The organism is Paraburkholderia azotifigens, assembly GCF_007995085.1.
GTDB classification, from domain to species: domain Bacteria; phylum Pseudomonadota; class Gammaproteobacteria; order Burkholderiales; family Burkholderiaceae; genus Paraburkholderia; species Paraburkholderia azotifigens.
Genome location: NZ_VOQS01000002.1, coordinates 53,262 through 69,311 on the forward strand (window position 1 = coordinate 53,262; position 16,050 = coordinate 69,311).

Sequence of the window (16,050 nt, forward strand, 5' to 3'; positions counted from 1 at the left end):
CGCCGGCGCCTTGGCCACCGCTGCCGTGTCCGCCGTTGCCCGGGCCGCCGCTACCCGAACCGCCGCTACCCGAACCGCCGCTACCCGAACCGTTACCCGGGCCGCCGCTTCCGTGGCCGCCGCTACCCGGGCCGCCGCTACCCGGGCCGCCGCTACCCGGGCCGCCGCTTCCGTGGCCGCCGCTACCCGGGCCGCCGCTTCCGTGGCCGCCGCTACCCGGGCCGCCGCTTCCGTGGCCGCCGCTACCCGAACCGCCGTTACCCGAACCGCCGCTTCCGTGGCCGCCGCTACCCGAACCGCCGCTACCCGAACCGCCGTTACCCGAACCGCCGCTTCCGTGGCCGCCGCTACCCGAACCGCCGTTGCCCGGGCCGCCGCTACCCGAACCGCCGTTACCCGAACCGCCGCTTCCGTGGCCGCCGCTACCCGAACCGCCGTTGCCCGGGCCGCCGCTACCCGAACCGCCGCTACCCGAACCGCCGTTGCCCGGGCCGCCGCTACCCGAACCGCCGCTACCCTGTCCACCGCTACCTGAACCGCCGTTACCCGGTCCACCGCTACCCGGTCCACCGCTACCCGGTCCACCGTTACCCGAACCGCCGTTACCCGAACCGCTGCCATGACCAGCGCTACCTTGGCCGCTGCTCCCCTGGCCACCGTTGCCCTGGCTGCTGCCACTACCCGGGCCACCCGCGGCCTGACCGCCACTGCTGCCTTGGCTACCCGCGCTTCCGGTTGCAGTGGCACCCGTGCTTCCGGTACCGGCACTCCCGCCCCTGTGCCCCCTGCAGCGGTGCCTCCTACGCCCGTACCGGCTGTTCCAGCGCCACCCAATCCACTGTGCGCAGTTCCCGGGCTAGCGACTCCAACGCCGGCTCCGCCAGCGATCCCCGCGTCGCCGCCCGTCCCACCTCCGATACCCGAACTTCCGACGCCGCCGGACCCGACACCATTGCCCAAGCCCAGTCCTGCGCTGCCCGCTAATCCAGGGCCTTCTCCCGTGGCGCGCGCCCCACCCGGCAGCGGCTGGACAACTTCAGCGAGAGTGTCAGTTCCGCTTGCAGGCGAATCAATGCCACCCAGAAATTCCAGATCTGCGCCATTTGATAAGGCATCCGGCGCGTGTCCGGCGACGGACGTATTCGCCATCACCGCTGCCGCGTGCAGACTGACTGCCAGCATCGCCAGCATCTTCAATGGTGCCCGTTCTCCGTGTCCCCGATTATGTAGCTTCATTTTGTATTCCTAATTAATATATTTGGATCGTTGTCGACCCATGCTGTCAGGCGGTATCAGTGATGCCTCACCGTTGGCCGCCTCCCCCTTTTGTATGTAGTCAAGCTATCCGGGGCACGAGGCTTGAACCGTTCGCTACCTCACGCAACAGTTGAAAGCGGGAAAAATATCCGCAACGAATGAACCCAATGGAGTACTACCTGCGCGGAATGTGACGAGGCGCATCGCACTGGTCGAGTAATCGACCGAAAACTAAAACGGGTTATTATCGGCACGCTCGATCCCAATCAGACGATTCGCGGGCTTGGCGAGGGACTCAAGTTCGCGAAAGAGAATCTACGGTGGGATGATTTCGAGTGGGGCCTGCTGAGCGGGCGCATGTCAGCGCTTAGAGCTGGGGGTTAGGCGCCGAGTGGAATGAGTCGCTTGATACGTAGTTCCGTGCCGGCCGACTTGCCCAGGCCGGCCACTTATTCCGCTGATTCCGTCGATTCGGCCGCTGCGGCCGGCGTGGCTGGTGTCATCCACGACGCCACGCTGCGATCGATATTCGCGTGGCACGTGTAGAGCTTTGACGCATTGCGGCCGGGCATGTAGGCGATGGCAATGCGCGCCGGCAGGCTGAGCAGTGTGCTTTGCGAAATGATGGGTTGCTCCAGCCTCCCGACCATCCGGTTGCCCTCCCACTGTTCGCCGCCGTGAACGTTAGTTTTCGTGATTTCGCGTTGTACGACATTCAGCCATTGGCTTGCAGAGAGCTTTTCCGCCCATTCCGCAGTGCGTTCATCCGCTGCCCGGTAGACGAACTTGATAGGCGTGTTGACCTCGAATTCCCGCGCCAATGCCTTGCCGTCGAGGCGCTTGTCATCCGGCGCTTCGAGGTTCGCGATCGACTGCGCAGCGAGCAGCATATTGCAGCGGTTTTGCCGGATCGTCGCGAGCGCATCATTGATCTCCGCGCACGCAAGGAACTTCAATTCGTCAATGCCGAGCGTCACGTGCGCCGGCCGCCTCGGAAGCATGCGCTTGATCTCCGCCGTCAGCTCAGCGATGTAAGCCTTCGTTGCGGCCTTCACAACCGGGTCAGCCAGGTCGCCGCGAACGTAGACGACAGCATTATTCAATAGGCACGCTTCGATCGAATGGCCCTTGCGCTTGGCCGGCTGTGCAAAGGTATCGACGCGCGACCATTCGCGCAGCGAGTCGCGCAACGTGGACAGATCACGGTCGCCAGCATTGCCGTGATCCTTCACATAGGCGAGCAATGACTTAATTGTGCCGTCAGTGTTTTCGAGCGCGTCATCGAGCAGCGCGCGTTCCTTTGCCTTGTAAACATCGGCATCGGTGCCGGCCGAGTCGAGATTGAAGGCGCGCACGATTCGCGTGCGGCGCTGCCTGAAATCGCCGCCGAGGAACGGATGCCATACGCCTTTGCCGCCCGGGTTCAGGTCGAGATAGACGAAGCGCCGGCCGGCCGCCCGTGCTTCGTTTTGCAGCAGGTACGGCAGGTAATCATCGCCTTTCGGATCGATGTAGAACACGCCGAATCCGAACCGTATGCATTGCTTGAACACACTTTGCAGCACGATACCCTTGCCGTAACTCGTCGGGCCAAGGATTGCGTGATGTGTGGTGAAAAACTCTTTCAGATCGAAATAGATAGGCTGGTCGTGTTCGTCCAGGCCGTAAAAAATCTTGCCATCGGCGAAGTATTTTTCAGGCTCGAAGTCTTTAGCCTTGAGCGTCATGACCTCCTGACGCGCATCGACCAGTTGGTCGGTTTTCTGCGTGACACGCAGTGCGCGCCAGTAGTTTGATAGCTTTGGCGACACGTAACGATCCCACACGAATCGCAGCACCAGGCCGTAGACGACTGCACCGGCGACGATCGGCCAGTATTGTCCGAGGCGGCCGGCGAGCCACGCGCCGTAACTCGAAGCCGCTTCTCCGAATGGCATTCCAGCCGAAATCACGAAGAGGAAGAGCCCGATGAGTGGGGCAAGGACCACCAGCAGCTCCAGCGCATACACGGAAATCCGACGCACGAGGAAGGTCACCAGATCGAGGAACGTTGGATCATTGGTACGCAACCGCCACGGCACGGGATGCAACACCGATATCGTAAAGAGCGGAATAGCGATCACGATCCAATACCACGGACTGGACCATTGAAGCGTACGTTCGACCGCCACAAAGACGGTCGGCTGCACAGACTGCATATTCACTGCGTCAGGAAAAAGCACGGCTTTCTCCAGTTGTTGGGGGGAACCGGAGAGACTTTCGTCTCTCCGGTTTAGGGCCGGCGTGTGCCGAAGCACGAACGGATTGCCTAAAAAGGCGCACCACCCTGCCGGGCAGATACGGTCTGCGGCCGTACAGCAATTGAAGGCTTCCCACACCCTCAACCTTGACGCGATTGACGCAGGCTTGTGGCCTGTTTGTCGGTTGACGTACCGGATTTACAACCCGGATTGCCACAGCGAAGACGACGCGATAACGCCGTTTCTCTGGTTGCCACTGGTCCACAAGGAACCGTCTTGACCACCGCTCTGACTGCTAGCGGGTTGACTTGCACGCGCCGAGGCGCGCGACTTGTTGCTGCCTTCGACCTCAAACAGCAGGCCGACTTGCTTACCGGCCCGACTTCGGCCGGGTTGCCTCCGGCCTTGTCGGCCGGCGTTTTCACTGCGTTTTGCTTCCACGACAAGCTCCTTTTCAAAGGGATCAATTACACGTTGGAGACCTTGGGAGACCAATCCCAAGACGGGCACGGCTACCAACCGCGCCCGTTCCAACATTCCATTGCGGGAACCACCCCGCATCTTCACGCTTACGTGTGCCGTGAACTTTCGGACAGGCTTTCGCCTGCTGTTTGCGCTTCGGACGAGTCGCGACAAACAGCTATGCGGCTTACGCCGCACGGCCCTACTGATCCACTCTCCCTCGCATAGCCATCGGGTTACCAGCCCGATATTGGCCTTAGCGATTCCCACGTTAGTGCAACGCTACTGAAGCTAAACAACGCTCCGGGGCACCACGCCTGCGCCTCAAGCAACAACAGAGAGGTGTTCCCTCTCGCCCATCAGGTTTTCAGCGGCCCGAGATTCCAAAGCGGCTCGCTTACCTGTTGTGCCGTCAACGGCTTCGTCTTCAGACAGGCTTGATGCCCCACCACATAGCGACCTCTGCGGCCGCATTTACACGCTTAAGCTATACAGCGACCCCTCCAGCTTTCGCCGGAAGGTGCCACGTGCGCCAGGTTTCCCCTTGCACGCCTGCGCCCTTTCGGAACGCCTCAGCAGCCTACGTGTGTGGCACAGGTTCTACGGTTTCCCGCAGCCCCTGGGCGGTCCTAACGACAGCGAAGCTGTCTCCCGCTTTCACGCTACACAGGAACCTGGCGCATTTCCTCGCCGAGCCCGTTTCCGTGTCGCCCAACCTCTTCCCCATGCTGCGCGGGGGATTGAGTCGAAGGACGGAATTACACCGTCCAGCGCTCGTCGTAGTCGTACCAGCGCCATTACGCGCATACGACTTCAGCACACTCGGCACGGTTGGTAGCCGTGCCTTGAGCCTTGCGGCTCGCGTGAAGTGATGGAATTTGGGGGTGGTCAGCCCCCAAAGTTACTGCGTTGGAAGCTGCCCCAGTCCGTGTAACCGCTCGCGCGTTACACCACTTCGGGCAACCAGGTAATGCAAGGGTTGGTTGCCCTTGTGCTGCATCGCTGGGCCGCTTGTGATGGCCCCGGCGACGCAGAGTGATGCTTGCGCGCTAGGGTCGCTTGTGACGGCCAGCGAAAGTAGTGTAGTTGCAACGTATGAAGAAAGCACGCTTCGCGTGCGGAATCTCTTATAATTAGCCGGGAATGCGAAGCATGCCGGATAACTGGAAAGCCTTATGCAGCAAGGCTCTGCATTATCAATGAATGGACTCCTACGCAATATGCACGTCGCATAATCGAGCGATTCACAACGCATATATGAGCGAAAGAAAACGTCAGGTCATCCGGTACAAGACATTGCTGATGCAACGGCTGCTCGATCTCGTCAGGCACGGCTACCACCATCACGTGTCGGGCGTGGTGAGCGCCGGGCGTGCGCAGGCGCTTTGCGAGAAGTTCGAGGAACGGTATGACGTGTTCCTGAACATGAACCAGCGTGCCTACCGGAAGGCGCTCGGCAAGGCGAACGCGCGGCTGATGCTCGCTGACCTTGAGCGCGGCGATTCGTTGCACTGGTTTCTGATGGTCACAGACGGCGAGCACGCCGCGCACAGGCTAGAAAATCTGAAAGACGCGCTCGCACATGGAGGGCGTGTACATGTATCCGGCTACGAGCTGCTGAGACTGCCTCACTCAAAGGCGGCCGGCGGTGGCGTCCGGCTCACCTGGCGGATGACGACCGAGACTGAGCGACAATGGCGTTTCCAGATTCGCTCAACGGTGCGCTCCCGGCGCGCCGATGATCTGGTCGCCGGCCTCGTGCGGTCGCTCTACCAGACACCGGGTTTTCACACGACGCGCTATCAGGTCGGCAAGCTCGTCGCGTTCCTGTCCGCCGAGTGGGAACGTTCCGGCCGGAAGGTCGAGACGCTGCCGCTGCCGGGCGCCCTGCCCTACGTGCGCCGCATGGCGGACGAAGATTTCACGCTGGACGACTGGCTTGCCGGTCACGCTGCGCGCCACGACAACTGACCGAGGTGACGATGAGCAATGTACAGACACAGGCGGACGTGGTGACGTTCACGGCGGACCAATGGAAGAACGAGCAGGCTTCCGAAGCCCTTGGCGTGACCAAGTCAGTGCCGAAAAAGAAGGAGCCGACACCGGGCATGAAGGCGATACTCGTTCCCGACGAAAGCTTCCGGAGAGCGAAGAAACAGATGAAGGCCTATCCGGCATTCCGGCCGGCGCTGGACCTGCCGGAAGTCATTGGCGCGATGATCGACGTGTGCGCCGCCGATCCGGCGCTGATGGAACGCGTCATCCGCCGGATCGTAGAATCGCGCAAGGCGCAGCTCGCCGCAATGGAGAGTGGCGCGATGGCGGCCCCGTGACCAGGGCTTGCGTCGACCACGGGACAACTACCCGCAAGGTTAGGGAAGAACAAAAATTGGGGGGACTGCATGGAAGGCTTCCTGGTCCAGCACGCCACACGCAAACAGACCGTATTTGCCGGAACGACAGCGCTGCTCATCGTGCTCACCCTGGCGATCGCCGCCCCGCGTGCGAGCCTGGCGCTACCCGCCGTTGGACCTTTCATGCCGATGTGCGCGCTGACCGTGTTCACGACCGCCGGCATCGCCACCTTCCTGCTCGGCGCGCAGTTCACCGTAACCCGTCAGCCAGTCCTGGGAGCGCTTGGTGGCGCATATGCCTTCACCGCGCTGACAGTGGCCCTGCAACTGCTGACGTTCCCGGGCGTTTTTACGCCCACCGGCCTTCTGGGCGCCGGCCCATATAGCGCCGCCTGGATGTGGGTGTTCTGGCACGGCGGGTTTCCGTTCTTCGTGATCCTGGCCGCGTTGACGCGCGACCGGTTTGCACGCCGGCCGATCAGCACAACACACGTTGGCCTGTGGGCGGGGGCGCTGATCGGCGGGCCAGTCATGATCGGTGCCGTACTTGGCGGATTCGCCATCTACGCCCAGCTGCCGCCCGCTCTCAATCCGGCGAGCGACGCAGGCACATTCCTGAACGGCACGACGGCCCCCGTCATCTGGTCGCTCAACGTCATGGCGATGGTCGTCGTGTTGTGGACGGGCCGCCTGCGCGCCATGCTCGACCTGTGGCTATCGATCGCAGTACTCGCCTGTTTCACTGATACCAGCCTGAACCTGTTGAGCGCGGGGCGATTTACCGTGGGCTGGTATCTCGCCCGGCTATTCAGCATGTTTGCGCCCGGCATACTGGTTTGTGTGCTGGTGTGGAACGTTACCGTACTTTACCGGCGGCTTTTCGAGGCCCATGCATCGTTGCTGCAGATGTCTGTCCGCGATGCGCTGACGGGAATCTACAACCGTAGCTATTTCAACGAGCAGTTCCACAAAGAGTTTGATCGTGCCAGACGCCATCGTCTGCCCCTGTCGCTCATCATGATCGACGTCGATCATTTCAAGCAGTACAACGATGCCTTTGGGCATCTCGAGGGCGACGCGTGTCTGGTCGCGGTGGCATCTGCCCTGGCCGGAACCGTCCGCCGCCCGGGCGATTTTGTCGCCCGTTATGGCGGAGAGGAATTCGCTATCGTCCTGCCCGATACGGGCCAACGTGACGCTGGAGCAATCGCGGAACGAGCTCGGGAGGCGGTGCTACGCCTTGGTCTGGAGACACAGACTGCGTTCGGATGCGTAACGGTCAGCGCGGGGTGTGCCACGCTAACGGAAGGCAACGTGAATGGTCCTGACGAACTGGTCGATGCAGCCGACGCAGCGCTCTACCGCGCAAAAGGCGCGGGGCGCAACCGGAGTCATCTTTAGCTCCAGGTGTCGAAAAAAACGAGGTACCGGCTGACAAAAATGGGCGTCAGCACTGAGCGGGCACGAGTTCAGAGTGCGCTGCTGCTCGAGCAGTCCGGCAAATGAGCTGTCACGCTCACCCGCCGGACCCTGTCGAGCCTCTTGACGACATCGATGACCAGACCGCTCGCTCGTCAGGAAGAGACAACTAACGATTACGAACCGCTGGAGTCTGTCGTTGCCGGCTTGGCGACTTTATGATGCTTCATGGACGTACGGGTGTGCGTATTGGTTTTGCCGCTGATCTGCGCACTCGTGCCGTCCTCGGCGCGCGCAGCACCCTTGTCGGCGTCAGTCGAATTCATCCCGCTCGTATTCGCTGCACCTTCGGTACTCATGTGGCTCGACGACATGCCACCTGCACTGGTGCCAGCGCCGGTTCCCGCGGTACCGGGTGTGGCCGGCGCAGCCGCGCCGAGCTTCGCGCCGGCATTCACGCCCGCGTTTGCACCGGCATTCGCACCGGTCGTCGTGCCGCCCGTGCCGCCCGTATCGGTGCCAACCGTTGCGCTCATCGTGCTTTTCCCGCCGAGCGTGCCCGTACCCGCCGTGCTGCCAGTATCGGTGCCTGCTGCGAATGCCATTGACGAGATAAGAACCGTCACACCGGTTGCAGCCAAGAGAGTCCAACGCTTCGTCTTCATCCGAATTCTCCAAAACAAGTTGCGGTGAGTGGATTCTATGAAGACGCTTTGGCCTCACACGTTACCAGTTGTTTCGGGAAGCAACAGCATGAACCAAAGGCAGTACACGATTCCTATATAGAAGAGCGGCATATTCGCTCGAAGCCGTTGCATGCTGTCACACTCTTCCGGCGCAAGGTTTGCACTGGGACATTTTCCGGGTTTGCCTTCGTGACAATTTTCCACGCGCCTTGACGGAAACGTCGGCTGCTGCGCGGTATCCGGCGTGCTTCTCATCGCTTCCGAAGACAAAGACCGACGAATACGGCCAGTCGAGGATCGCTCTTTCCGTGGCGAAATCCGTGGCTGCTCGAACTTCAGAAATACGGGGTTACTGTCGATATCCGGTAAAGACATTATCGAGGATTCTATGATTCGCACCTCGCGTCCCCCAATAAAAGGAAAAGAACTCATGCCGATGATTTCCGGAGCCCGGGAACTCCCCTCGCAACACCTGACTGTGCGAGTTCCGTGGCATGACAGCGATTGGAACGGGGCCATCTGCAAGAGCCCGTGTGAGAACACGGCATGCATGGTATTGCCCCGCATCGGAACGGGAAGGTCGGACGCCAGAGAGGCCGCGTTCGCTGGCAAATCGATTCAGGGATTCGCGGACCACGACCTGCCACCGTGTGTCGACGAACACGGCACTTTCATGGCGAGTTTTCCAGTCGAAAGGTTGAAGAAGCACCCGTACCAGTTCGCCGATACCCATGCGCATTTCTCCGACACCCCTCTCAGGTTCGAGCCCTTCGCCGCCGCAGCCATCCCGTTTCGCTGGATGCTGAAGGAGACGGCAGAGGGATCGAAGAAACTCAGGACGGCGGGCCTCGCGAAAGAGCTACTGCTGGGCTATGATCCGACTCGCGAGCCCGTGATGGACGACAACATCCCCGACACCTGGGTTCAGGAAGGCACGAATCAGCGGGTGTTGCTGGATACGTTCTTCAGCGCCATCCGCAAGAACGAATCCCTCGTTTTTTTCTACGCCAAACGCACTCCTTTGTCCGACTCGAACCGGCGAGTCATCGTGGGCGTGGGACGTGTCACGGGGAAGGGAGAGCCGGTCGAATACCGCTACGCATCCGGCAAACGCTCGAGTGACGCCATTTCAGGCTTCCTTTGGGAACGCTCGATTGCGCATTCGATTCGCCTCGACGACAAGGGCCCCGTCGATGGCTTCCTGTTGCCGTATCGGGCGCTGCTCGAACGCGCTGAAAGCGACGAATCGCTCGACCTCGAACGCTTCGTCGCATTCGCTCCGGAAGAGGCATTCGAGCAATACTCCTTCGGTTCCGAGCTGCTGAGCCAGGACAACGCGATCGCATCGCTGCTGTCGATCGAACGCGCGCTACACGAGATGGCGACGCTCTCGGATGGGCCATGGAACGAATATCGCGGCTGGATCGATCGCGAGCTCAACCGGCTATGGAAGCTTCGAGGCCCGTATCCGGGTTTCGGAGCGGCGCTCGTAGCGCTGGGTGTTGAACGCGGAAATCTGCTCGCATGGCACCTGACCGCACGCATCCATGAAGACAACGCACGTTCCGCCTGGGACATCTTCGAAGAAACGCTCGGCGCGCCACACGCGCTGCCGAAGCATCTGCAAGTGTGCGTGGGACCCACGCTCGCCGAGAAGTGGGGCCAACTGGACGAAGGCCGCAAGGATCTGCTGAAGTTGCTGAGCCGCTTCGAACTGAGCAACGATCAGGCTTGCTACTGGTACGGAGACGGCCGCAACAAAGACCATCCCGACATCACGGATGAGCAGCTCCGCAAGAACCTCTATCTGCTGTTCGAGACCCGCGTCGAGCAATCCCTGCCGTTCGGTGCGGTCGACCGAGGTCTTTTCAATGCGCGAGAGCTCGAGGGGCGCCATGAACTGCCATTGGAAAGCCGCGTCTACGAAAGCACAGATCTTCGCCGTGTGCGGGCACTGATCATCGATCGGCTGGAACGCGCCGCAGTTGACGAAGGGCATACCATCCTGCCCGCCGAGTGGATCATTGACCGCGTTCGGAACATGCCGATCGAGCCACCATGCAGTTTGGACGCCGACCTCCTTCCGCTGCTCGACAAGAGGCTCGCACCGGTGCTGGCACTCGTCGAAAGCGAAGGCAGGCGTTTTTATCAGCTCGGCCGATATGCGCAGACCCGTTCATGCATCGCCGACGAGATCGCCGCGCGTCACGAAGAGGCGAGCCTCGAGGAAGAACACGACTGGCAGAAGCTGGTCAACGACGCCATCGATCATTCGAACCCGACACCCGAATGGGACGAACTGGAACTCAGCGCCCGCGGGGAAAAAGCGGCGGCGCTGCGAACGATCTACCAATCGCACGTCAGCGTGCTGATGGGCGCTGCCGGAACCGGCAAGAGCACGCTCATCAAGGCCCTGTCCCTGATACCGGAAGTCAGGCGCCAAGGCATGCTGCTGCTCGCGCCGACCGGCAAGGCGCGCGTGCGCCTCGAACAGGCGAGCGGCATGGCCGGGCAAGGCAAGACGATTGCGCAGTTTCTGCATGCTTACCGGCGCTACGATGGCAAGACGGGCCGCTACTACATACACCCGGGCGCCGCCCGCTGCGCGGATTATCGCACGGTCGTCATCGACGAATGCTCGATGCTGACCGAAGACCAGTTCGCCGCCACGCTCGACGCGCTGCAGAACGTCGATCGCCTGATACTCGTCGGTGATCCCAAGCAGTTGCCGCCTATCGGTGCGGGCCGGCCATACGTCGATATCTGCCGCGAACTGACGCCCCAAGGCGTCGAGTTGATGAGTCCGCGTGTCGCGAAGGGTTATGCCGAGCTGCGCGTCACACGTCGTCAGGCGGCTGGCGAAGCACGCATCGACCTGGCATTCGCCAACCTGTTCTCTGATACCGGTCACGACGAAGCGCCGAGCGATCTGTGGGATCGCGTTGCACAAGGCAACGGGGACCGGATCGAAGCGGTTCATTGGAACACCCCCGACGAGCTCGATCGGTCCATACGCGATTCGCTCAGGAAAGAGCTGCCGCTCTCGTCCGTCGACGATTCGATTCGATTTGAACAAAGCTATGGCGGAACCGAATACGAGGGAAAGGTCTATTTCTGGCCGAGGAAGAACAGCGAAACGGAAGGCGGTGCCGCCTCGAAAGCAGAGAGTTGGCAGATTCTTTCTCCGCTGCGTCAGTCGCTGGCCGGCTCCGACGCGCTGAATCGGCAGTTGCAAAATCACTTTCGCACCTGGGCTCTCGAACTGAGCGCCAAGACGCACAGCCGGCGCATTCCCCGGCCTATGGGCCCGCATAGACTACTCTGGGGCGATAAGGTCATCAACGTGCAGAACAAGTCCGACCGGTCTTCCTGGCCCCGGCTCGAGAAATCTTACGTCGCGAATGGCGAGATCGGCGTTACGACCGGCTTCTTCAAGCGAAAAACTACGAAGGGATTCTACGAGCAGCTCGAGGTGGAAATGGCGACGCAACCGGGCATCGCTTTCACCTTCAAGGCTTGGGAATTCGGAGCAGACGCCACGCCGCCTCTGGAGCTCGCCTATGCATTGACCGTGCACAAAACACAAGGCAGCGAGTTCGGCAAGACGTTTCTGGTGATTCCCCGCAAGTGCCGGACATTGACGCGCGAAATGCTTTACACCGCGCTCACGCGTCACAGAGAGAAGGTCGTATTGCTCGTGCAGGGCGAGTTGCGCGAGTTGTCTTCATATACGCACGACTCCGCCTCTGATACCAAACGGCGAATGACCAACCTGTTTGAAACGTCGCGTCCCGTTGCCATTCCGGTGGGGTATCGTAAGGTTCAGCTCGATGATCGCTTGATCTACCGGACCGCGAAGAACGAACTGGTGCGCTCGAAGAGCGAATGGATCATTGCCGACAAGCTCCATACAGCGGAAATCGACTACGCCTATGAACCGGACGTCATGCTTGCGGGCAAATTGCGATGGCCCGACTTCGTCATCAGGGATAAGCGGAACGTGACCTGGTACTGGGAGCACTTGGGTCGAATGGACCTGAAAAGCTACCGGGACAATTGGGCTATCAAGCAGCTTGCCTATCAATCGGAAGGCATCGTGCCACCGCGGGATTATGTCCCGGGAAAATCCAGGGGTGTGCTCGTAACCACTATCGAAGACGGAGTGAAGACGAATCTGAGCGAACAGATTTCGGCCACAATCGAGCTTCTTAAGGAGGGCGTCTAGCGCGGCAAGCTTCGAACGGGCGCCACTCGGGGTGATGGTCGGGTGGCGCACGAACAGCCGACCTTCGCGCGCTCGCCCACCTCGCTTTACATTGTCCTGGCAGCTTGACTATTGCATTTCGATCGTCCGCCCGGGGTGAGGCCGATCTCGCATTCTCGGCGAGAAAGCGCCTCGGGCCACATTCTCGCATCCACTCGCCGAGCGATGTAAACAACAAGTTCGATCGTGTCTAAACGAATTTATCTTGAGCTATAAGGGAACGAGGGGCGACTGAGAATCGTTCGAAAGACAGCCGTGATCGTCGGATATCGCTCATCGCGGAGCGGGCAACGCACCCTCGAACCCTCGAACGAGGCTATTGCGATGTGCCCAGCGCTTTACACCGGAACACCATGTCGAACCGGAGTCTGAGGTCGTGTCAACCGGTAATGAAGGATGGCCGGGATTCGCAAATATCTGAAGCTTCAGATATTCACGAATCCCGGTCGGACCTCGTAATAGCGCGAAATCGCTTGCTGTTCTCTTCTGATCTCAAAGTGGTTCCCGCTACTAAAAAATAGCGGGAACCACTTTGGCGTCTCCGGATGCACAGATCAAGGCGGCCGTGCCGCGACCCTTAACTTTCAACAACGGGGTATTCATAGGGGGTGTCGCGAGCGCCATGATTCTGCCTTGATTTGCATTAGGCTTGGGTGAACTTGGCCATCAGCCCTCTTAGCGTGGCGCTGCCGATGATCTGGTCGTCTCCGAGCAGAACGTAAGACCATGGCTTCGTACCGCAGTCGACCGCGTGCCGAGTCGCTGCCTGGCACCACTTGGTAGCAGCTTTCGCTTTGGTCTGAACGACGGAGTTCGACAGCTCGTCCTTGCTCTTGACCTCGCAGATCACCATACGGGAGTCAGTCTCGATCACGAAGTCGGGCTCATAGTTGTCGCCCGAGCGATATTCAATCTGGAACTGGGCACGACCCGGCTTTAGCCACTTTTCGACCGACGGGTCGGCATCGATCAGAACGGCAAACCGGCGCTCCGGATCAGAATCGAATTTCTGCAGCGAATAACAGCACTTTTTGAAGCCGCCAAAGACCTGGCGCTTGGTGTCGGACATCGGTGTCACGACTTGGCGGAAGTCCCTGACCTTCTGCCCGGGGACGACGTTGAATGGCTGCGGCTGCAGCAGCGTGAAACCGCGTGTGACGCGGACCTCGTAGTCATCCTCGCCTAGCGGTGTTTCATGGTAGTTCTGCATCATCTGGGCAAACACGAACTCGGCCAGCTGCCGGCCATTACGCAGCAGGACGTTTTCAATATCCGCCGGATCTTCGAGGTAGGAGCTGATGCGCGTGACGACCTGACCGGCGAGCTTGTAGAGAAGGTCGGCGTGGGCGTCATAATCTATCTCGTTCCGTTCAATGAGGAACCGCACCAGATAGTCTTCCAGGTGCTCTTCCCGTGGATCGTCGACAGATTTCGCCAGATATGTCCGCGCTTCGGTCCGCAGGGTCTGGATGACAAGCCCGTCATCGATCGGACGCACATTGATTGTCGTGAGATCCTTGAGATCGAAGTCGGCGAACTGAAACGTCGCCTGCCGTTTCGGCAGGACCAGAATCTGGGGGATCGACAGTGTGCGTTCGGCGACCGTCTGCGTGACTGCTGAAACGATCTCTTCGACCCGGGGAGCCGGGACGATGCCCTCCAATGTGCTCTGGACAGGACGAACGATCTCCTGGACCGCCTCGACGATCTGGCGCTGAACTTCCGTCGATCGTAATTCATCGGCGCTGCCGAGCTTGCGCTCGAAGCGCCGGATGACCTCGAGCGTTACTTCGGCGGTTCGTGTTTCTTCCGGAGTTTCTAGCGTCAGCGTGGGCTTGGTGGCGGGAGCCTCCAGCCCTGGCAGCGATGGTCCGGTGCCGGTGATCATGATTTCTGCAATCGAGGGAGCCGTGACAAGCGTTGCGCCGCCCGACGACACATCGCAGCCATCGCCGATCTCGATCTGCTTCATGACGATCGAGCCCGGTTCGCGCGCCTTCTGGATGATCTCGTCGAAACGATCATGCGCAATGACGGTGAGTCGGTCGACGGCGGCAAAATCCTCTTCGTCATGATGTGTGACCCGCTCGCCATAAGGCAGACGCAGGCCGCGGCCAAGGGTCTGTTCCGTGAGGATGTCCGAGGCCGATGCCCGGAGTGGCACGATCGTATAGAGATTGGTCACGTCCCAGCCCTCTTTGAGCTTGTTGACGTGAATGACGATCTCCGTCCGACCGTCCTGCTCGAGCGCCACAAGACGCTGGGTTGCTTCTTCGCTTTCATCGCCGCGCAATGCCGAATGCACCTCGGCGACTTTGTCCTTGAAACGACCGCGGAAGAAATCCTCGGATTCGACGTAGGCGCGGATGCGGCGCGCGTGATCCGTATCCTGCGCGACGACGAGGATGAATGGGTGCACCTTGGGCCGGCCGGTGACCCGGTGGTAACGATCGAGCTCGACGGCGACGTGATCGTGATTGTGGACCGCGTCCTCGAGCTTGATCTGCTCGAGGCGGTCTTCGGAGACCGATTTCGGATCGAAGTCCTTGCGCGTCGCGACGGCCGGTTCCTTCACGAAACCGTCCGCCATCGCCTCTCCGAGACCATAACTGTAAATGACGTTCTGGAAAGACGTCGATTTTGCGCCGACGGTTTTCGGCGTTGCCGTCAACTCGAGCCCAAGGATCGGCTTGAGACCGTCGATCGCCTTGGCTCCAGCGCTTGCGCGGTAGCGGTGCGCCTCGTCCATCACGACGACGAGGTCGTCGAGCTGAGACAGATAGTCGTAGTAGCTCTCGCCGATAGTCTCCTGCAGCTTCTTCATCCGCGGGGTCCCGCGAGGCCCCTCTTCCTTGTTGATCTTGTCGATGTTGAAGATGTTGACATGAACGTCGCTTCCGAACAGATCGGAGGCGCGCCCATCGGCCAGCCGGACACCCCGACCGCTTTCATAGTTGTCGCCCGTGATGATGAGCGGCGGATTCGTCGCGAACTCGGCGATCCCCTTGAAGACATACTTGGGATGTCCCGGTGTGAAATCGGCGATCAGCTTGTTATAGATCGTCGTGTTCGGCGCCAGCACAAAGAAGTGGCGGCTTTGTCCCGTGAGGTAAAGATAGGAGACAAAGGCACCCATCAGGCGGGTCTTGCCGACGCCGGTTGCCAGCGCGAAACAGAGCGACGGGAAGTCGCGCTCGAAATCCTGGAAAGACGGCCATCTCTCACGGATGGCCGCGAGAGCCTGGCCGTCGGCGATGTCCTTTCCGAGCGGAATGCGTTCAAGCACTTCGGTCAGGATTTCGAGGGAATCCGCCTGCGGCTTGCGGAGGGACAATCGTTGGGTGATGCTGTGCAGCTCGCGATTCATT

General features: G+C 60.5%; 7 protein-coding genes. 4 read left to right on the plus strand and 3 right to left on the minus strand.

Annotated features, from left to right (window positions below; genetic code table 11):
* Positions 1-1,706: 1,706 nt before the first annotated feature.
* On the minus strand, positions 1,707-3,479 hold the full coding sequence (locus FRZ40_RS17065) for a TraM recognition domain-containing protein (RefSeq protein ID WP_240057210.1): 1,773 nt from the start codon (positions 3,477-3,479) through the stop codon (positions 1,707-1,709).
* Positions 3,480-5,261: 1,782 nt separating this feature from the next.
* Between FRZ40_RS17065 and FRZ40_RS17070 the strand changes: the two genes are divergently transcribed.
* The 3 genes from FRZ40_RS17070 to FRZ40_RS17080 all read left to right on the plus strand — a co-directional run bounded on the left by FRZ40_RS17070 (position 5,262) and on the right by FRZ40_RS17080 (position 7,714).
* Complete coding sequence (locus FRZ40_RS17070) at positions 5,262-5,930, plus strand: hypothetical protein (RefSeq protein ID WP_240057211.1); 669 nt, start codon at positions 5,262-5,264, stop codon at positions 5,928-5,930.
* Between the two features lie 11 nt (positions 5,931-5,941).
* Positions 5,942-6,292, plus strand: a complete 351-nt coding sequence (locus tag FRZ40_RS17075; RefSeq protein ID WP_147234931.1) for a hypothetical protein — start codon at positions 5,942-5,944, stop codon at positions 6,290-6,292.
* Positions 6,293-6,361: 69 nt separating this feature from the next.
* The gene (locus tag FRZ40_RS17080; protein WP_147234907.1) at positions 6,362-7,714 is read left to right on the plus strand and encodes a sensor domain-containing diguanylate cyclase; all 1,353 of its coding nucleotides are present in this window, start codon (positions 6,362-6,364) and stop codon (positions 7,712-7,714) included.
* 194 nt (positions 7,715-7,908) lie between these two features.
* On the opposite strand, the gene FRZ40_RS17085 is transcribed toward FRZ40_RS17080, so the two are convergent.
* Positions 7,909-8,397 carry a hypothetical protein gene (locus FRZ40_RS17085; RefSeq protein WP_147234908.1) on the minus strand — a complete coding sequence of 163 codons (489 nt, stop codon included), beginning with the start codon at positions 8,395-8,397 and terminating at the stop codon, positions 7,909-7,911.
* A gap of 451 nt (positions 8,398-8,848) precedes the next feature.
* On the opposite strand from FRZ40_RS17085, the gene FRZ40_RS17090 reads away from it, so the two are divergent.
* A complete protein-coding gene (locus tag FRZ40_RS17090) occupies positions 8,849-12,643 on the plus strand; it encodes an AAA family ATPase (RefSeq protein ID WP_240057212.1) in 3,795 nt (1,264 codons plus the stop codon).
* A gap of 682 nt (positions 12,644-13,325) precedes the next feature.
* Here the strand turns inward: FRZ40_RS17090 and FRZ40_RS17095 are convergent.
* Positions 13,326-16,049: a DEAD/DEAH box helicase family protein gene (locus FRZ40_RS17095; RefSeq protein WP_147234909.1), complete on the minus strand. Its 2,724-nt coding sequence runs from the start codon at positions 16,047-16,049 to the stop codon at positions 13,326-13,328.
* Position 16,050: the final 1 nt, after the last annotated feature.